This is a genomic window from Indolivaga capnocytophagoides DSM 22835 (assembly GCF_000426485.1).
Taxonomy (GTDB): domain Bacteria; phylum Bacteroidota; class Bacteroidia; order Bacteroidales; family Dysgonomonadaceae; genus Dysgonomonas_A; species Dysgonomonas_A capnocytophagoides.
The window spans coordinates 312,480-332,058 of record NZ_KE384529.1 but is presented as its reverse complement, the minus strand read 5'-3'; the positions used below and the strand labels follow the sequence as shown (position 1 = coordinate 332,058).

11 protein-coding genes, 1 pseudogene and 1 riboswitch are annotated in these 19,579 nt (G+C 38.6%); of the genes and pseudogenes, 11 read left to right on the top strand and 1 reads right to left on the bottom strand.

Features of this window, described 5'->3' with window-relative positions; all coding sequences use genetic code 11:
* Positions 1-54: 54 nt before the first annotated feature.
* The 8 genes and pseudogenes from K322_RS0114650 to K322_RS0114615 all read left to right on the top strand — a co-directional run bounded on the left by K322_RS0114650 (position 55) and on the right by K322_RS0114615 (position 13,658).
* Complete coding sequence (locus tag K322_RS0114650) at positions 55-1,950, top strand: RagB/SusD family nutrient uptake outer membrane protein (protein WP_026627550.1); 1,896 nt, start codon at positions 55-57, stop codon at positions 1,948-1,950.
* A 126-nt stretch (positions 1,951-2,076) separates the two neighbouring features.
* Positions 2,077-4,920 (top strand): SusC/RagA family TonB-linked outer membrane protein, encoded by a 2,844-nt coding sequence (locus K322_RS0114645; protein WP_026627549.1) that lies wholly within the window; start codon positions 2,077-2,079, stop codon positions 4,918-4,920.
* A 141-nt stretch (positions 4,921-5,061) separates the two neighbouring features.
* Positions 5,062-6,831, top strand: coding sequence for a RagB/SusD family nutrient uptake outer membrane protein (locus tag K322_RS0114640; protein ID WP_026627548.1), 1,770 nt, complete (start codon positions 5,062-5,064; stop codon positions 6,829-6,831).
* Between the two features lie 28 nt (positions 6,832-6,859).
* Positions 6,860-7,909, top strand: coding sequence for a DUF5627 domain-containing protein (locus tag K322_RS0114635; protein WP_026627547.1), 1,050 nt, complete (start codon positions 6,860-6,862; stop codon positions 7,907-7,909).
* Between the two features lie 18 nt (positions 7,910-7,927).
* Positions 7,928-10,114 (top strand): endo-1,4-beta-xylanase, encoded by a 2,187-nt coding sequence (locus K322_RS0114630; protein ID WP_051290833.1) that lies wholly within the window; start codon positions 7,928-7,930, stop codon positions 10,112-10,114.
* Positions 10,115-10,332: 218 nt separating this feature from the next.
* Positions 10,333-10,695: pseudogene (locus K322_RS0114625) on the top strand (family 43 glycosylhydrolase); the annotation flags it as partial.
* A 123-nt stretch (positions 10,696-10,818) separates the two neighbouring features.
* Positions 10,819-12,156 (top strand): glycoside hydrolase family 43 protein, encoded by a 1,338-nt coding sequence (locus K322_RS0114620; RefSeq protein WP_035332204.1) that lies wholly within the window; start codon positions 10,819-10,821, stop codon positions 12,154-12,156.
* A 140-nt stretch (positions 12,157-12,296) separates the two neighbouring features.
* On the top strand, positions 12,297-13,658 hold the full coding sequence (locus K322_RS0114615; protein WP_026627543.1) for a glycoside hydrolase family 43 protein: 1,362 nt from the start codon (positions 12,297-12,299) through the stop codon (positions 13,656-13,658).
* 174 nt (positions 13,659-13,832) lie between these two features.
* Here K322_RS0114615 and K322_RS0114610 read toward each other — a convergent pair whose 3' ends face one another.
* Positions 13,833-14,312 carry a GNAT family N-acetyltransferase gene (locus tag K322_RS0114610; RefSeq protein ID WP_026627542.1) on the bottom strand — a complete coding sequence of 160 codons (480 nt, stop codon included), beginning with the start codon at positions 14,310-14,312 and terminating at the stop codon, positions 13,833-13,835.
* A gap of 269 nt (positions 14,313-14,581) precedes the next feature.
* Positions 14,582-14,787: riboswitch (cobalamin riboswitch) on the top strand.
* Between the two features lie 120 nt (positions 14,788-14,907).
* Between K322_RS0114610 and K322_RS0114600 the strand changes: the two genes are divergently transcribed.
* From K322_RS0114600 to K322_RS19605, 3 genes are all read left to right on the top strand, one after another.
* Positions 14,908-16,968 carry a TonB-dependent receptor gene (locus K322_RS0114600; RefSeq protein WP_035332202.1) on the top strand — a complete coding sequence of 687 codons (2,061 nt, stop codon included), beginning with the start codon at positions 14,908-14,910 and terminating at the stop codon, positions 16,966-16,968.
* The gene (locus K322_RS0114595; protein WP_026627540.1) at positions 16,965-18,104 is read left to right on the top strand and encodes a YncE family protein; all 1,140 of its coding nucleotides are present in this window, start codon (positions 16,965-16,967) and stop codon (positions 18,102-18,104) included. Before K322_RS0114600 ends, K322_RS0114595 begins: the two co-directional genes overlap by 4 nt.
* 178 nt (positions 18,105-18,282) lie before the next feature.
* The gene (locus tag K322_RS19605) at positions 18,283-19,569 is read left to right on the top strand and encodes a hypothetical protein (protein WP_035332386.1); all 1,287 of its coding nucleotides are present in this window, start codon (positions 18,283-18,285) and stop codon (positions 19,567-19,569) included.
* Positions 19,570-19,579 lie beyond the last annotated feature (10 nt).

The following is a 19,579-nucleotide window of genomic DNA, read 5'->3' as shown; positions in this document are numbered from 1 at the left end:
GGTTATTTTACTTACCAAAGTAATAAATGGGTCAGAGACCTTAATAGAACTAATATGAAAAAATATATAAGAATATTATTTTACTGCAGTATACTTTCGGCTATTGCCACATTTATGGCATGTGAAGATTATTTAGATAAATCGACCGATAGTACAGTTTCGGATGAAGATGCTTTCAAGGATTTTACCAATTTTCAGGGTTTTACAGAAGAATTGTATTATTGTATCCCCGATTTTGCGCATGGATACTGGAATAACTCATTCAATTGGGGTGAAGATGAGATTATTTCTTTTGGAGTCGATTATCATTTCGGATATAAAATTGATCAGGGCGACTTTTGGGGATGGCAATCCGGTAAAGATGGATGGCAGTGCGGATGGATGGACAGAAGTAATACAAAAGCCAATAGTAAAGATCGTTTTCAAAAGTCGTTATGGCCTTTGGCATGGTATGGCATCCGTAAAGCAAATCTCGGGCTAGCCAATCTAGACAAGATGACGACTGCTACCACCGAAGAAAAGAATCTGATAGCAGGTCAACTCTATTTCTTCAGAGCTTGGTTTCATTTCGAACTGATGCAATATTTCGGAGGATTACCTTATCTTACCGAAGTACCATCCTCGTCTGAAAAGTTGACTTACCCAAGGCTCAGTTATCAGGAATGCGCAGATCTGGCCGGTGCGGATTTTCGTAAGGCAGCGGACTTACTCCCGATCGACTGGGATAATACTACTGCCGGAAAAGCAACATATGGAAATAATCAGCAACGGATTAATAAAATCATGGCTCTGGGGTACTTAGGTAAAAACTATCTGTGGGCAGGGAGTCCGTTAATGAACTCTGAATCGACAGGAGATAAGAATTATAATGTCGAGTATTGTAAAAAAGCATCTGCCGCTTTTGCCGAGTTATTGACTAAGGTCGAAAATGGTGAAACTCAATATGCACTGGTTGATTTTAACCATTATACGGATATATTCTATACTTATCAGCAAAGTTTTAAAAATCCTGGATCAACAGAGGCTATCTTCCAGTCTCCTGCTTATGACCCTTGGATGGGTTCGGGGTATTGCTTGGGTGCCCAGTATTTTCCTTCTATAATAACGGGTTCTACCTTATTGTTTTCTCCGACAGCGAATTATGTAAATTACTACGGAATGAAAAATGGATTACCGTTGGATGATTCGGGATCAGGTTTTAATAAAGAATATCCATGGCGTGATCGTGATCCTCGTTTTTATCATGATATCGTATATGATGGAGTAAAAATGGTGAAAAACGGAAGTGCCTTAGAGGGCAAAGACGGAGTTTCTCCTGCCGATCAATATGCGAATATGTATACAAATGGCAGTTACCGCAATATCAGTACAGGTAGCCGTACAGGTTATTCGTTGTGTAAGTTTCTTCCCAAAAGTGTCAATTTATATGATGACGGAGTTCGTAATTATGGTTTTGGATTGCATATTCAGGTAAGTTGGATGCGTTTGGCTGATATTTATCTGATGTATGCCGAAGCTGCGGCAAATGCTTATCAATCGGCGAATAGCAAAGAGTCAGGATATTCAAAAACGGCTGCTGAGGCGGTTAATGTAATACGTCAACGGGCAAATGTAGATCCGGTATCAAGTAAATATTTATCGTCTGTTTCCGAATTTATGAAAGAGGTAAGGCGCGAACGTGCTGTAGAATTGGCTTTCGAAGCCCATCGGTTCAACGATTTACGGCGTTGGCTGCTCCTTACAGAATACCCTTATACTCTAAAAACATCTCAGGAATTTACACGAACAGGTACATTTAATGAAGAAGATCCAACTCAAAACAGAGTCTCAGGATTTAAAGAAGTACAGATATTGAAACGTAATTTCTCCAGTAAGCATTATTGGTTACCCTTGAAGACTGCGGATACAAGTATCTATTTGGAATTTATTCAAAATTCGGGTTGGGATTAATTAAATCTTTACTATACCTATAATAATATAGAGTCTTTAATGAAATATTTCAATGGGTATAACCTCTTCTCATCATTATACTTGGTTAGTCAATAAATAGGTCTGAGACCTTAAATAGAATAGAAAATGAAATATATACGAACAAAAATATTTGTATCAGCAGCTTTTCTTGTTTCGTTCTTGTCTGTAAATGCTCAAGAGCAGGAAGACATGCTGTTTGCAATGAGCACAGATTCGCTTCGGAATTCTGATAATACCAAGATACAGGTTGCTTATCAGAAAGTGAATAAGTCTGATTTATTGGGTGGTGTTTCTTATGTAGATGTGGCAAACCTGATGAATAAAAACTACTTTTCCTATTCATTGGAGAATATGCAGGGGTATGTAGGCGGCTGGAATGGAAGCAGCTTATGGGGAATGGATGGTTATGAGGTTATTATAGACGGAATTCCCCGTGATGCAAACAATGTAATGCCATCGGAGATTGAGCAGATCACTTTTCTGAAAAGTGCTTCTGCTATAGCTCTGTATGGTAGTCGTGGAGCTAAGGGTGTTATATATATAACAACGAAACGAGGAAAAGTAGAGGATCGAAAAATCAGAGTACAAGCCAATACCGGATGGTATGTGCCGAAAAGCTATCCCAAATATATGGGATCGGCTGAGTATATGACCTTGTATAACGAGGCTCGTGTAAATGATGGTTTGGAAGCAACTTACAGTGCCGATGATATATATAACCATGCATCGGGGACAAATCCGTATCGGTATCCCAATGTAAACATGTATTCTTCAGACTATCTCAAAAAGGCATATAATTATACCGAAGGGGTAGTTGAGGTTACGGGCGGTTCTGAAAAAGCTCAGTTCTATACCAATATCAATTTATACAACGAAGGGTCTTTATTGAAATATGGCGATGCAAAAAACGATAATACTACACGCTTTAGTATTAGAGGTAATATCGATGTTGCCCTGAATAATTTTATTAAAAGCTTTGTAAATGCTAATGCCACATTTTATGATAAACATATGGCTATTGGTGATTTTTGGTCAGCGGCAGGCTCGTTGAGACCGAACCGTATTGCGCCATTAATTCCTATAAGTTATATTGATCAGAGTAATGAGAATGTTTGGGCATTGGTAAATAACAGCAATCATTTGATCGATGGTAAATATTTGCTGGGAGGGACACAACTTAACCAGACCAATGCTTTAGCAGACTTGTATGCCGCCGGCGACAGTACATTTACGAGCCGTCAGTATCAGTTTGATGCCGGTATAGATGTTAATCTAGGAAGAGTATTGGAGGGCTTGTCTTTTAAAACCCAATTTGGTATAGATTATTCTACTTCATATAGTAAATCTTACAATAACTCTTATGCGACATATGAGGCTGATTGGGGAAATTTTAATGGTGAAGATGTAATTCTCGGCTTAACCAAATATGGAACGGATAAAAAGAGCGGAGTACAGAATATTGGAGGGAGTTGGAACAGGCAGACAATCTCATTTTCGGGACAATTCGACTATAAAAAAGTCATAGATAATACTCATAATATCTCAGCTATGCTGATAGCCTCAGGTTATCAACGATCGACAAGTGGAGATTATCACAAAACCAGTAACGCCAATTTAGGTTTGCAGGTCGATTATAACTACTTAAGCAAGTATTATTTGAGTCTGAGTAATGCTCTTGTTTATTCTGCCCGTTTACCGGAGGGCAACCGTATGGCTTTTTCTCCCTCGGTATCTTTAGGTTGGAGATTGACCGGCGAAGAGTTTCTTAAAGATCACCCGGTCATAGATGATTTGGTATTGAGTACCTCGGCTTCGGTTCTTCATTCTGATTTGGATATTTCCGATTATTATTTGTATCAGGCCAATTATAATCAGACCGATGGTGCTTGGTGGGGATGGGCTGATGGTAATCAGAACCGAGCGACACAATCGCTTCGGGGACAGAATAACGATTTGTCTTTTATTAAGCGTAAGGAAATAAGTATAGGACTTCGCTCTTCTTTGTGGAAAAGAATGTTAACTGTTGATTTTTCGCTGTTCTCGAACCGTATGGAAGGATTGCTTACACAAGCTTCTTCGCTTTACCCCGGATATTTTGTTTCGGGATGGCCAACCAGCTCATTTTTGCCTTATCTCAACTATAATAACTATGATCGCAAAGGATTTGATTTTGCCGTAAATGTGAATAAGCGTGTAGATGAAGTCGATCTGGGTTTCGGAGTATCAGGAACTTATTATAAATCGAAGAATGCCCGTTTGGATGAAACGTATCAATATTCATATCAAAACAGAACAGGACATCCGACCGATGGAGTATGGGGCTTGGTGAGTGACGGATTCTTTTCTGATGATACTGATATAGCAAATTCTCCGAGCCAGTCATTCGGTGAAGTAAAACCGGGAGATATAAAATATGTAGATCAGAATGGAGATAACGTTATCGACGAAAAGGATGTTGTGTATCTAGGTAAACGCTATGGCTGGCAAGGTGCACCTTTTACGTTGGGTGTTAATTTTACTGCAAAATGGAATAATATTACCTTTTTCGTATTAGGAACCGGAAGTTTTGGTGCATCAGCAATGAAAAACAGTCAATACTATTGGGTGTTTGGAGACCGGAAATATTCAGAAGTTGTACGTGGGCGTTGGACAGAAGAAACCAAAGAAACGGCAACCTATCCCCGCCTGACAACAAAAAGCGGAGATAATAACTTTAGAGATTCAGATTTCTGGTTATACAGCACAGACCAATTTAATATTGCGAGGGTGCAGGTAACATACGATTTTCCGAAATCGGTATTCAATGGAACTTTTGTTAATGACTTATCTATGTATGTGAGTGGATCTAATTTACTGAAGATCGCTAAAGAACGTAAAATACTGGAATTGAATACAGGAGGTTCTCCTCAAACACGATTCTTCAACATAGGTCTTAAAGCGGTTTTTTGATACAATAAAGTAACAGTAAGTATCTAATGAAGCATTTTAAAGTTGCAATTATCTCTTGCAGTTATACTTGGATGTACAAATAACATTCGATGATACGGATGCGAGTCAATAAATAGGTCTGAGACCTTAATAAAAGATTTTATGAAAAAGACAATAATAATACTAACAGCCGTTCTGATGTTGACAGGGTGTGACGACCTTTTTTCTCCGGCTATCGAAAATAATAAACAAATCGATTCTGCGGCCGACGAGCCTTCTTTCAGTCAGGGTATTTTAGCGAATGCATATACCCGTAATCCTTATAGTTCGCAGTCGTTTAATGATGTTGCCACAGATGATGCGGTTACTAATCAGGTAACCAATAATTACTTAAAAATGGCAACAGGTACATGGACGGCCAGTAATAACCCTATGGATCAATGGTCTACCTGCAAATCAGCTATTCAGTATATCAATCTTTTTCTGCAACAGGTTGATAAAACATCATGGGCAGACGATAAAACAGTAAACCAGCTGTTCTGCGATAGGCTCAAAGGTGAAGCTTACGGCTTGAGAGCCATGTTTATGTTTTATATGCTGCAAGCTCATGGCGGATGGACTGCAGATGGGCAACTGTTGGGGGTACCTATCGTGAATGAACCGGAAGATACCGGAACGGATTTTAATCGTCCTCGGGATACATTCGATGACTGTGTTGCTCAAATTTATGCAGATGTGAAACTGGCGGAAGAGTTACTTCCTCTTGATTACGAAGATATTACTCAAGCATCACAATTGCCTGAGAAATATCGTACTACGGGAGTGTCTGTAAGTCAATATGTGAGAGTATTCGGTCAACGCTTCAGAACTAGAATGACCGGGCGTATAGCAAAGGCATTTCGTGCGAAAGCTGCTTTGTTAGCAGCAAGTCCGGCTTTTGCGGAAGGTACATCTGTTACTTGGGTAGATGCTGCCAATTATAATGGAGAATTGCTGGATCTGATCGGAGGGGTTAGTGGCATAGCATCCAATGGTTTTACATGGTATAAAAATGCCAATGAAATATCAGCATTGGGAGCAGGGGAGAATCCTAAAGAAATTCTTTGGCGGGAAGGTCTCGAAAGTAACGCATATAGCTTAGAAAAATCTCATTTTCCATCCAGTTTATATGGTGGCGGACAACTTAATCCTACACAGAATCTTGTAGATGCTTTTCCTATGGCGAACGGATATCCTATAACCGAAAGCGGCAGTGGATACAATAACCAGAATCCGTATGTGAACAGAGATCCCCGCCTAAGCACATATATTATCGTTAATGGAAGTAAGGCTGGCCTTAATAACGAGGTAATCACGACAAGTGTGGATGGTACAAATAATGATGCTTTGAATAAAGAGGACGGAGTATCCACCCGTACCGGATATTATCTCCGCAAGCACCTTCGTGAAGATGTGTATCTAAGCTCAACTAGTAATAACGGACAACTTCATTATAAACCCCGTATCAGATACACTGAGATATTCTTAAACTATGCCGAAGCTGCCAATGAAGCTTGGGGGCCAAGTACAAGCGGAGGCGGGCACTCTTATTCTGCGTATGATGTGATAAAAGCCATCCGTAAAAGGGCAGGAGTAGGAACATCTAATGGAGATGCTTATCTCGAAAGTATTAAGAATGATAAAGAAAAGATGCGAGAGTTGATTCGTAATGAACGCCGGTTGGAACTTTGTTTCGAGAGTTTCCGTTTTTGGGACTTACGTAGGTGGAAATCAACGTTAACCGAATCTGCCAAAGGTATGAGTATCAAAGGTGAGACTTATACAGTGATAACTGTAGAGAACCGAAAATATTCGGATTTTATGAATTATGGTCCGATACCATACAGCGAAATTCTGAAGTTTGATGCGTTAGTTCAGAATAAGGGTTGGTAAGGAGTCTTTAAATCTAAAAATAAAAAAAATGAAAAAAATAATTTCAATATATGCTCTTCTCTTGGTCGTGTTTTTTTCCGGATGTAAGAATGATGACTGGGAATATGAAGATTATGAAGGAGGTACAACGGTTTATTTTGCAACTCAATATCCCGTGAGGAAGATAGTTTTGGGGAATGACGAAACATATGATATATCTATTGATAATGAGCATAAATTCATCATTTATGCAACTATGGGAGGAGTTTATTCTAATAAAACAAATCGTACGGTAGATATTGCGGTGGTAAACTCGCTGTGTGATAACCTTCAGTTTGAAGATGGAGGTGATATTATTCCGATGCCTTCTAATTATTACACGTTAGCATCTAATCAGATTGTTATACCCAAAGGTAAAGTAATGGGTGGTGTAGAAGTGCAACTTACCGATGCCTTCTTTGCAGATCCGTTGGCCTTAAAAAATACATATGTAATTCCTTTGGTCATGTCTAATGTTCAGAATGCTGATTCTATACTTTCAGGAAAGCCCAAAGTTGACAATCCGAGTAGGGTGTCAGCATCAGACTGGGAGGTTACACCTAAGGATTATGTGCTGTATGCTGTAAAATATATTAACCCTTGGGATGCCGTTTATTTACGCAGAGGAGTAGATATTGTTACAGAGGGCGGACAGGTTTCTACTATTGTTCGTCATGAACAATATACAGAAAAAGATGAAGTATATACAATCTCAACACTGGCTCTGAAAAAGAATAAATGCACAGTATCTACACAAGTGGAAGTCTGGAATGAAGCGGAGCAAAAAAATAATACAAGTACTTTAACTTGTGATCTGACACTGACATTTAATGATAAAAATGAATGTACTGTAACTTCTGCAACCAACGGATATACAGCAACGGGAACCGGCAAATTTGTGGAAGACGGAGAAAAGAATTCCTTTAACAATAAAGACAGGGATGTTCTTTACTTAGACTATACGATCGATTATGGTGCTAAAAAATATGTAACGAAAGATACATTGGTCGTGCGGGACAGGCAGATCAAAGGCGAATGGTTTAATGTAATAAATAAATAACCGAATAATCTGTATGATATGAAACAATATATAAAAGTAATTCCGATCATAACTCTGTCTCTATTATCGTCTTGTGCAGATAATGAGCTGTTGGAATTTAGTGTTGAGAAACCAGCAAGTATTGCTGAATATGAATATTTAAATACTTATCATGTTCTGAAGGATTATGTAGACCGTACTGCTAATCCCGATTTTAAACTGGGAATAGGAGTATCAGTGGGGGACTATAATGCAAAAGGCGGCATATACCAGCTTATAAACAGTAACTTTAATGAAATGACCGCAGGCTGGGAAATGAAACATGGAGCCTGTGTGAGCGATGAGGGGGCTATGGATTTTTCTACAGTCGAGAAGTTTATTGCCACGGCTAAATCTGCCGGAACCACTATTTACGGACATACCCTTTGCTGGCATGCAAATCAGAATGCTAAATGGCTGAATAGTACAATTGCCCCTTCCGAAGCGGGTGGTGATCCCTATTGGGAGGATAATGTATTCATCAACTCCGATTTTGAAGGTGATGATGAATCTTCCTATACAACCGGAACTTCTTTAGCATCATTGTCTTATACTGCCAACGGAGGAGGTGCAGATGGAACAGGCAGAGCGATTGCTGTAACAAACAGTGCGGTAAGGACAAATGATTATGAGTCTCAGTTTTTCTTTACTTTTCCTTCTATGCATTTGGTTGAGGGGGAAACTTACGAATTCAGCATGAAATACAGAGCGGATCAGGCTTGTTCTTTTGCAACTCAGGCACATTATGGTCCTCAGGAATATAAACATTGGGATATGTTTGGTTCGCTGAGTGCAACTACCTCATGGAAGATTTATAAAAAAGAGTTTACCGCAACAGCTGACGTTGCAGATGCTTATACCTTTGCTTTTAATCTCGGAGCAACAGCTACAACGTATTATTTCGATGATATTTCGTTGAGACATTATAATAAAGGAAGTTCGGGAACTAGTTGGGTCGAGCAGCTTTCCGGAGGTGATTTCGAAGAAGATAATTTCGATAATAGTTTTCAGGTCAATGGAGTAGGTGTGAAAGGGTATGCTACCGGATCAAATGGATCGGGACGTGCTCTTACTGTTAAAACTCCGAGTGCACAGGTCAATGATTATGAATCTCAGTTTATTTTCAAATTTTCACCAACGATGAAGCTCGGAGATGTATATAAGGTGAGTATGGATGTAAAAGCAGATAAAGCGATGACCTTTAGTACACAAACGCAGACAACTCCCGGCAGTTACTTGCATTGGACAGCTTTTGGTGATATTTCTGCATCTACCGAGTGGAAAACGTTTACTTATACGCTCACCGTAACCGACTCGTTTGTCGGAGGAGGGGCTATTGCTTTCAATCTGGGAAAGAATGCCGGAACGGTATATATAGATAACTTATCCTTTCAGAAAGAAACGGCTACCAGCGGAGAGAAAACTGATGAAGAAAAGAAAGAGATCATTACCAATGAGATGGAACGTTGGATAAAGGGCATGATGGAGGTAACGAAAGACTATGTTAAGGTGTGGGATGTGGTAAACGAGCCTATGGATGACGGTAATCCTTCGCAATTAAAAACAGGAGTCGGTAAGTCTGATATCGGCGCAGATGAATTTTATTGGCAGGATTATATGGGTAAAGATTATGCCCGTAAGGCTGTAGAGCTTGCCCGCAAGTATGGAGGTGATGGTCAAAAATTGTTCATAAACGATTATAACCTAGAATATAGCCTTGATAAATGTAATGGGTTGATCAATATGATAAAGTATTGGGAATCTGATGGAGTTACTAAGATTGATGGTATCGGAACTCAGATGCACGTATCGGTTAGCTTAGATGCGGCAGAGCAAGCACGAAGGGAAGCCCGTGTTGATAAAATGTTTGAAGCATTGGCTGCCACAGGTAAGCTTATCAAGATATCGGAACTGGATATGGGTATCGACGATGAGTCTGGAAATAGTGTAAGGACGAAGGATGCCACTTTTGAACAACTCAAAAAGCAAAGTGATTATTACACTTATATTATAAAATCTTACTTTAAGTACATCCCTGCACCTCAGCGATATGGTATTACTCAATGGGCTTCGACTGATAGTCCCGACAATTCTTCATGGAGACCCGCGGCACCCATAGGTCTTTGGAATTCTGAATATTACCGAAAACCTGCTTATGGAGGATTTGCTGATGGCTTAAGCAAATAAAATTAAAATGTAAGGATAAAATTGATAATCTAAATAAGCTGTGTAGGTATATTCCCGAAAGGTATACCTGCATAGTTTGTTTTATCACGATTGCAATTAAGTTTTCATACCTGTTTATTGCTTTCGTAAGCATAAAAGCAACAGATCGTTATTGCCATAAAACAGGTGATTAAATAAGTTCTGTTACTTATTTTGTATGTATTCTAAAAACAACTACGATGAAGAAATTTTTATTGATTCTTTCTCTATGTGCCTTATTTATAGGTAAGGCCAACTCACAGTCGTGGACTGCTGATAATGGAAACGGAACATTTACCAACCCTTTGTTTTATGATGAATTTACAGATCCTGATTTGATTCGGGGAGATACTGTTTTTTATATGGTCGCCAGTTCTATGCATGCAATGCCGGGGCTTCCGTTGCTCCGATCAAAAGACTTGGTTAACTGGGAATTTGTGACTTACATTTTTGATAAGTTAGATCTTGGGCCCGAATTCCATCTCGAAGGCGATAAAGGTATTTACGGCAATGGAATATGGGCTCCGGCTATTCGTTACCATAAGGGTACTTTTTATGTTTTCAGTCCATATCCCCAAGCAATTGTTTCGGCTTCAACCCGACGGTACGGATTAAATGATTCTATCTGTTCGAGTACAGTCCTGTTGCTCTGAAATAAATATTGTTAAACTTTAATTACATAAACAATGAAGTACACAAATTATCTGATAAAATCAGGAATCTTATTATTAGCTGTATTTGCAGTTACACAAGTTATTGCCCAAAATGCTTTAGTCCAAACTAAATATACTGCGGATCCTGCACCCTTGGTATATAACGATACTGTATATTTATATACTACGCATGATGAGGATGATTCTCAGGGTTTTAAAATGCTTGACTGGCTGTTGTATACATCTACCGATATGGTAAACTGGGCAGATCATGGAGCTGTAGCCTCCCTGAAAAGCTTCGAATGGGTTACAAAAGATAATGGAGCATGGGCTCAACAGGTTGTTGAGCGGAATGGTAAATTTTATATGTATTGTCCTATACATGGACAGGGTATTGGTGTGTTAGTATCCGATTCGCCTTATGGTCCATTCAAAGATCCGATAAACAAGCCTTTGGTGTGGCAGAAAGAACACTGGTATGATATTGATCCTACGATTCTTATTGATGACGATGGACAAGCCTATATGTATTGGGGTAATCCGAATGTATACTATGTGAAACTCAACGAGGATATGATTTCTTATTCGGGAGATATCGTACAGCTTGACAAGAAACCGGAACATTATCAGGAAGGTCCCTGGGTATATAAACGAAACAACCATTACTATATGGCCTTTGCTTCGACCTGTTGTCCCGAAGGACTTGGCTATGCAATGAGCGATAGTGCTGTCGGCCCATGGACAACAAAAGGATATATTATGAAACCAACCCCCCGCTCAAGAGGGAATCATCCGGGCATTATTGATTATAAAGGAAAATCGTATGTTTTTGGATTAAGTTATGATTTGATGCACAAAGAGACATTTAAGCATCATGAGAGACGATCATCCATGGCTGCACCTATGTATTACAATGCAGATGGCACTATTCAGGAAGTTCCTTATTGGACAGAGACTGTACTGGAACAGATAGAATCATTTAACCCGTACCGTCGGGTTGAAGCCGAAACAATTGCTTGGGGATATGGACTGAAAACAGAAAAAATGCCCGATGGAAGGATCTGTGTTACCAATATCGATAACAATGAATCTTTGTGTGTGAAAGGTGTAGACTTCGGAAAAGAAGCAAAATCACTTCAGATTACCGCTGCATGCAGTGCAGAAGGGAGTTATATCGAAATCCGTCTCGACGGTACTACCGGAATTCTTATAGGCACTCTTCCGCTAAAATGTACCGGAGCAATGGATAAGTTTGGAGAAATGTCGTGTCTGATCAATGATGCAAAAGGAGTTCACGATCTCTATTTTTGCTTTAAAAGTACCGCTCAAAAGGATAATCTATTCTTCTTTGATTCATGGGAATTTAAATAAGTAACTATAAGTATTTACTCTTGTATAGTAAACGAGTTTACAAGTAGACCAGTAGACGAGTTAATACACATTTTATACTTGTTAACCTGTCTACTCGTCTACTGACAGATAAATAGGTCTGAGACCTTAAATAATAACATATGAAACATTTAAAAAAGAATCTTATGCTAACTTGCATTAGTGCATCTATGATTTGCCAGGCGCAAAATCCTATTGTACAGACTATGTATACAGCCGATCCGGCTCCGATGGTCTATAATGGCAAGGTTTATCTTTACACCAGTCATGACGAAGATAATGCAACATGGTTTGTCATGAACAATTGGAAGTTATATACAACCGAAGATATGGTTAATTGGACAGACCACGGAGTTGTTCTTTCTTATAATGAATTTGCGTGGGCTGCGCGCGATGCATGGGCTGCACAATGTATAGAAAGAGATGGAAAGTTCTATATATATGTACCTACCATAGATAAAACCACTAATAGCCCGGCTATCGGGGTTGCGGTTTCTGACAGCCCTTATGGTCCGTTTGTTGATCCATTGGGAAAACCTTTGGCTCAAAAAGGAAAAGGAGATATTGATCCTACGGTTTTTATAGATGATGATGGACAGGCATATCTCTATTGGGGAAATCCCGATTTGTATTATGTGAAATTGAATGATGATATGATATCTTATAAAGGAGATATTGTTAGTGTGCCAATGACGGAAGCATCCTTTGGTAAGCGTGAAGGCAATATTGCAGAGCGTCCGACTTTATATGAAGAAGCGCCCTGGCTGTATAAGAGAAATAACCTTTATTATTTACTATGGGCAGGGGGACCTATACCTGAGCATTTAGGATATTCTACAAGTAAGAGTCCAACGGGCCCATGGGAAAACAAAGGAACATTAATGGCCACGGAAGGTAGCAGTTTTACTAATCACCCTGGAATAATAGACTATAAGGGTAATACATATCTGTTCTATCATAATGGAGCATTGCCCGGAGGGGGCGGATTCACCCGTTCGGTATGTGTTGAACGAATGGAATTTGCAAAAGATGGTACAATTAAACCACTGAAAATGACCGCAGGTATTTCAACAGGGCTTGAAAGGTTGGATCCGTATAGAAAAACGGAAGCCGAGACAATTGCTTTTTCCGAAGGTGTAAAAGCTTCACAGAACAAAGAGGTCGGAGTGTTTATCAATGCGATGAAAGACGGTGCTTATACTAAGATTAACGGTGTAGACTTTGGTTTAAACGGAGCATCTAAGCTAACAGCCAGAGTAGGTACGACTCACAATGGGGGAGTGACAATGGAAGTAAGGATAGATAATAAAGATGGAAAACTTTTAGCAACAATCAATGTTCCTATTACGGGCGGAGATAATAGGTGGTCATTAGTGACTGCTGATATCGCAACTGTAACAGGTGTGCATGACCTGTATTTTGTATTTAAAGGAAATAAACCGGGGGCACTTATGTATTTCGATTATTGGATGTTTTCTAAATAACAAATAGTATGAATAACTAGTTTATATAACCTATAATAGCTGAGACTTAATCTGATAATCATAAACGACCTAGAACTGTCAGATTAAGTTTAGCTATTTCATATAATCTGATTAATGTGTTTTGAACCTGAATGTATTAGCCACGAATATGCTGGCTCAATAATACATTGTTATTCATTTTAAGTTTTTCCTCCAATACAGCATTGCAGGATCTGTTTCGGTAAATCCGAGGCTTTTATATAATTGTTGTGCTCTTGAATTATCAATCCTTACTTCAAGAGTAATCCTGCTGCATCCTTTTTCTATTGCCTTGTTTTTCAGTGATTCCAATAAAGCACGTCCGATACCTATATGCCGATGTTCGGGTAATACAATTAAGTCATGTATATTAATCATTGGACTAACCGTAAAGGTTGAAAAATTTTCGAATGCTACTAATAATCCGCTGAATGTATCTTTGTATTTAGCTAATAGCACTATGGATGTAGGATGCTGGTTGAGGCTGTCTACCAACCTTAATTGTTGCAATTTACTCAGTGGCTGACCACCTCCCATTTCATCCAGAATGTATGAATTCATTAAAGAGCAAACAGCTTTTAAATCATCGCTGCTTGTGTAGTCGCAGTCTGCAATGGTTATATCAGTAGGATTCATTTGTCAGGTTTTTATAGTTTTGTACAGGAATATTGATGCTAAATTACATAAATCTCTCGGTTGTACTCAATTTGTTGCTGTTTTTCTTTATTTTGGTGTGTATTTTATGGTGTTTGGTTCGTCTGAGAATAATATGATCTAAAAAATAGTGTATTAAAATCAAAATATTATTATTTGATGTAAAAAGAGCATTGTTTGTTTCTATATTGTGTTCTGTTTTTGATCACAAAAATTATATCAGTTTCCTCGAGTAATTTAATAAAATTTAATATCTTTGCTTTGATTTTGGTGTCATAAAAACCGCTTCTTCGGTAATATGATGAAAAGGGAATCAGGTGAAAATCCTGAACAGACCCGCTGCTGTAAGCTCTATCAAAGTCTTTGAGCAAAACTCAAAACCACTGTTTCTTCGGAAATGGGAAGGACGCTCAAAGATGGAGTAAGTCAGAAGACCTGCCAAGATTAATAAACTGAAAGCTTTCGTGGAATAGAGCTGTAAGAAACAAGTATAAACCAATTAAAAGGTTTATACCCTATACTTTCAGGTATATATACTATTCTATCGTTAGCTAAATAGGAAACTAATTAGCCGGAAATGTATTGCTCAAACTTTAAACAAAGAAAAATACTACTAACTCTAACTTTGATCTTTATCTCTTCTGTTATTTCAGCTCAGAGTAAGCTCGATAGTGTGCAGGTTTTGCAAGAGGTAAAAGTTACAGCTAAACCTTTTGAAGAAGTTATCCCCGTACAATCTTTATCCGGTAAGCAGCTGGATAATTTATCGAGCCATTCTGTTGCTGATGCTTTACGGTATTTTGCAGGAACACAGATTAAAGATTATGGAGGTGTAGGAGGATTAAAGACTGTAGATGTCAGAAATATGGGAACTCATCATGTCGGAGTTTTTTATGATGGGATCGAATTAGGTAATGCACAAAATGGTGTGACCGATTTGGGTAAATATTCATTGGATGACATGGAATCCCTAACAATGTATAATGGTCAGAAGAGTGAAATATTTCAGTCTGCTAAAGATTTTGCCGCAGCATCTACAATTTATATGAGGACAAAGAAACCTCAATTTAAGGATTCCCGAAAGACAAATCTACTCGTCCGCTATAAGACAATGTCGATTAACTACCACAACCCGTCATTCCGATGGGAACAAAAAATAAACTCAAATATCAGTTATAGTCTTAGTTCCGAGTACATAAAATCCAATGGTGAATACAAATTCAGATATAAAAGGCTCAATCAGGATAAGACAGTCGCTTACGATACTACAGCTACCAGATGGAACAGCGACATAGAGGCCGTAAGAATTGAAAGCGGATTGTATGGAAAGGTAAATAATGGGTTCTGGGATGCTAAAATCTATTATTATCAGTCAGACAGAGGTGCGCCCGGTGCGATAGTCGAAAATAAATTTAAAGACGGATACAGACAGAACGATAAAAACTTCTTTGTTCAGGGATTCTTTACAAAAGAATTTACTGATAAGTATAAGTTTCAGGCCAGAGGAAAATATGCTTTCGATTATATGCATTATGTTGCCCGTGATACAACCTCTATTCTGGGGGAAGTTGTGACCGAAGGAGCACAATCCGATGATAGCTATTATCAACAGGAGTATTATTTGTCTGCTGTGAATATGTACAGTATATCACCATATTGGGATGTATCGTTATCTACCGATTTTCAGTATAATAGACTGAATGCAACACGAAAAGGAATTCAAACTAAATTCTCATATCCACAGAGATATACGGGCTTGTTTTCGTTTGCGACCTCTTTTCGTACAGCAAAGTTTAAGGTTTTGGCAAGTGTGTTAGGTACTTATGTTCATGACGAAGTCAGATATAATGCGAAAGCTGGAGATAAAACGGAATTTACACCGGCTTTATTCATCAGCTACAAACCTTTCGAAGAACATGATTTTAACATTCGTGCTTTCTCAAAGCGGATATTTAGGATGCCTACCTTCAACGACCTTTACTATACTATGGTCGGGTCGAGTTCTTTACGTCCTGAATATATGAACCAGTATGACATCGGGTTTACTTATGGATTACCTGTTTCCGGCGGATTTTTGAATTTTTTGCGGATACAGGCCGATGCATATTATACCAGTACGAAAGACAAAATAGTAGCTGCTCCTACAGGAAATCTGTTTAGATGGATGATGACTAATATGGGAAAGGTTCGAGGCAAAGGAATTGAAACAGTAATTAATGCTCATATGAGTGTTAAAAAAGTAGATATTACAGCCAATCTCAATTATACATATTCAATCAGTGAAGATTATACCAAATTTTCAGGATTGGAGATGTCGTCTTATGGAGATCAGATACCTTATACCCCATGGCATAGCGGATCGGCAATCATAAATGCTCAATACAGCAAATGGAATCTTAACTATAGCTTTATATATGTAGGTAAAAGGTATAACGGGAATGTTAATAATATACCAGTCAACGAAATACAACCCTGGTATACACATGACCTGTCGCTTCAGAAAGAATTTACATTTGACCGACATAAAATAAAAGGAACGGTGGAAGTCAATAATCTTCTGAATCAGCAATATGAAGTAATATATAATTATCCGATGCCCGGAAGAACATTTCGTTTTATACTCAGTATGGAATTATGAAAAAATACCTGATCACAATATTATCAATCAGCCTGTTGATTCTTTTCTCAGGATGCCGCGAAGATGAGACGATATTCTTATCGTCCGATACTCTCGTTACAGAACCTCATCTGGGCGGTAATATAGAAGGTTTTTATCTGCTCAACGAAGGGAATATGGGAATGAATAGAGCAAGCCTCGATATGTTTAATTACAGGACGGGAGTATATACTCAGGATATTTATTCGGAACGGAATCCTGATGTTGTAAAGGAAATGGGGGATGTAGGAAACGATCTGAAGATATATGGAAATAAGTTGTATGCAGTTATCAATTGTTCGAATAAAGTGGAAGTGATGGATAAATGGACTGCAAAGCGAATCAAAAAAATAGATATTCCAAACTGCCGTTATCTGGCTTTCTATAAAGATAAAGCTTATGTAAGTTCGTATGCCGGTCCGGTGGCTATTGATCCGAATGCCGAAATTGGATTTGTTGCCGAAATAGATACTGCCACATTAGAAATAACCCGAAAAGTAACAGTCGGTTATCAGCCGGAAGAAATGGTCGTTCATGACGGAAAACTGTATGTCGCGAATTCGGGTGGATATAGAGTACCCAATTATGATCATACGGTATCTGTGGTTGATCTGGAATCTTTTACAGAGATTAAAAAGATTGATGTCGGGATCAACCTTTTGCGCATGGCTATTGACAGACAGGGTGATATTTATGTAAGCTCGAGAGGTGATTATTACGATACTCCACCTAATTTATTTGTGATTGACAGTAAGACTGATAAGGTGACTCATCAACTTGATATACCTGTTATGGAGATGAAAATGGTGGGAGATTCTCTCTATTATTACAGCGTAGCATGGAGTTATATAACCAACAGTAATACTATTACTTATGGAATCTTTAATTCTAAAACAAAACAGGTTGTCAGTGATAAAATTATAACTGACGGAACCGATAAGCGTATAATGATTCCTTATGGATTAGAAGTAAATCCGCAGACGAAAGAAATCTATATCTGTGATGCTCAAAATTATGTTGTTACAGGATATATTTATTGCTTTTCTCCTGAAGGAAAAATGAGATGGAAAACCCCGGCGGGGAATATTCCGGGACACTTTGCATTTGTATATAAATAACGGTAGAAGCTTCATTTATAATCATCTTCTTTTATCTATAATATAACGATGCAATAAAGGGGAAAAGGATACACCCGAGAAAATACATATTCTGTGTAACCTTTGTAACCTTTTTATAACTGACAGTATTTACGTAGAAATACAAACTGGTCTATGACCTTAATTAAATATGAATAAAATGACTGACAAAGTTTTTCGGACTTTATTATCAGCTTTTTCTTTGCTGGTATTAGCCGCATGTAGTAGTTCGGATGACACTCCCGATCCTGATCCTACTCCCGGAGGAGAGGAAAGTGTTTCGTATTCTGTGACAAAATCAAAAATTCTGGAAATTGATCCTAAAGTTTCGGTTTCGGATAATGCTACTTATGATTGGAGTGTATCCGGTGCTCCTAGCGAATTATATTCTTTACAAAACAGAACCTCTCAGAAACCTCTCTTTGTGGCTGCTGTAAGCGGTGACTATAAATTGAAATTACTTATTTCCGATAAAGGAGAAGTTTCTGAAAAAGACGTTGTAGTGACTGTAAACAACGAATCTAAAGCTTATAAATATTACATAAATAAAGTATATGACTTTAAGCCTGCTCCGGGGCAGTTTGTAAACGATCTGCCACCTGCAAACTCCGGAGATTCTTATGAAACCATACTTCGCCGTACGAATGACTATCTGGCAAAAGAGCAGGGTACTCTTATATCATTGGGCGGTTTTGGCGGATATGTAGTATTTGGATTTGACCATACCATTGCGAATGTTAAAGGCAAAAGAGATTTCAGGGTTTTAGGTAATGCTTTCTGGGCAGAAAATAATCCTAATCCGGAAGCTCCGACCAGAGGTGGAAGCAGTGAGGCCGGGGTTATTATGGTGTCTTATGATAAGAATGGAAATGGATTGCCGGATGATGAATGGTATGAGATAAAAGGAGCGGCTCATGATATGGAAGGCACAGTATTTAATTATGAGTTGACTTACCATAAACCAGATCCAAATAAAGTCCCGGTTCCGGGAGGGGGTACGGGTACTGTGATGTTCACAGATGTAGAGTATATAAAGTGGGAAGATAATCAGGGTAGAACCGACTATATGTGGCAGAACAACGCTTACAACCATTCTCTGGATTATTGGCCTAAATGGCTTGCTAGCGAACAAACAATGACTTTCAAAGGAACACGTTTGCCGGATAATGCTATTGATGAAAGTGGTACAGGCAGTTACTATGTACAATATGCCTTCGCATATGGCTATGCTGATAATGCACCGAACACCGATGATGAATCTGCTATAGATATCGATTGGGCTATTGATTCCAAGGGAAATAAAGTCAATCTGCCCGGTATTGATTTTGTGAAAGTTTATAATGGACTGAATCAACAGTGCGGCTGGTTGGGCGAGACCTCTACAGAAATAATGGGAGCTACCGATCTTCACCTAAAGGGGGAGAGTATTGCAACAAGAGTAAATTAAAAAAACTATT

Excerpts from the sequence above, each read along its gene's own strand:
- K322_RS19605 (WP_035332386.1), top strand. The coding sequence starts at position 18,283 with ATGACTGACAAAGTTTTTCGGACTTTATTATCAGCTTTTTCTTTGCTG.
- K322_RS0114620 (WP_035332204.1), top strand. The coding sequence starts at position 10,819 with ATGAAGTACACAAATTATCTGATAAAATCAGGAATCTTATTATTAGCT.
- K322_RS0114615 (WP_026627543.1), top strand. The coding sequence starts at position 12,297 with ATGAAACATTTAAAAAAGAATCTTATGCTAACTTGCATTAGTGCATCT.
- K322_RS0114600 (WP_035332202.1), top strand. The coding sequence starts at position 14,908 with ATGTATTGCTCAAACTTTAAACAAAGAAAAATACTACTAACTCTAACT.
- K322_RS0114645 (WP_026627549.1), top strand. The coding sequence starts at position 2,077 with ATGAAATATATACGAACAAAAATATTTGTATCAGCAGCTTTTCTTGTT.
- K322_RS0114595 (WP_026627540.1), top strand. The coding sequence starts at position 16,965 with ATGAAAAAATACCTGATCACAATATTATCAATCAGCCTGTTGATTCTT.
- K322_RS0114650 (WP_026627550.1), top strand. The coding sequence starts at position 55 with ATGAAAAAATATATAAGAATATTATTTTACTGCAGTATACTTTCGGCT.
- K322_RS0114635 (WP_026627547.1), top strand. The coding sequence starts at position 6,860 with ATGAAAAAAATAATTTCAATATATGCTCTTCTCTTGGTCGTGTTTTTT.
- K322_RS0114610 (WP_026627542.1), bottom strand. The coding sequence starts at position 14,312 with ATGAATCCTACTGATATAACCATTGCAGACTGCGACTACACAAGCAGC.
- K322_RS0114630 (WP_051290833.1), top strand. The coding sequence starts at position 7,928 with ATGAAACAATATATAAAAGTAATTCCGATCATAACTCTGTCTCTATTA.
- K322_RS0114640 (WP_026627548.1), top strand. The coding sequence starts at position 5,062 with ATGAAAAAGACAATAATAATACTAACAGCCGTTCTGATGTTGACAGGG.